At 72.1% G+C, this 262-nt stretch carries 1 protein-coding gene; it reads left to right on the top strand.

Annotated elements, in window-relative coordinates:
* Nucleotides 1-262: glycosyltransferase (locus HKX41_12000; protein ID NNC24857.1), on the top strand; the 262-nt coding region annotated here is incomplete at both ends.

Raw genomic sequence — 262 nt, 5'->3', positions numbered from 1 at the left:
CAACATCGCCCTGACCATGCTCGACCGCGGCGAGTGGCTGACGCCGATGCGCAACCTCGAGACCGGGCACTGGACCAAGCCGCCCGGCGCGTACTGGCTGATCGCCGCCAGCGTATCGGCGTTCGGCGAAACCGCCTGGGCCGCGCGCCTGCCGATCGCCTTGTCGTATCTGGCCTGCGTGTTGTTGGCCGCGGGCTGCGCGCGGCGGCTGGCGCCCGGCAGCGGCCGGCTCGCGGCGCTGATCTACGCCACCTGTCTGTTG

Source organism: Salifodinibacter halophilus (assembly GCA_012999515.1).
GTDB classification, from domain to species: Bacteria; Pseudomonadota; Gammaproteobacteria; order Nevskiales; family Salinisphaeraceae; genus Salifodinibacter; species Salifodinibacter halophilus.
This window is presented reverse-complemented; position numbering and strand designations above follow the sequence as displayed.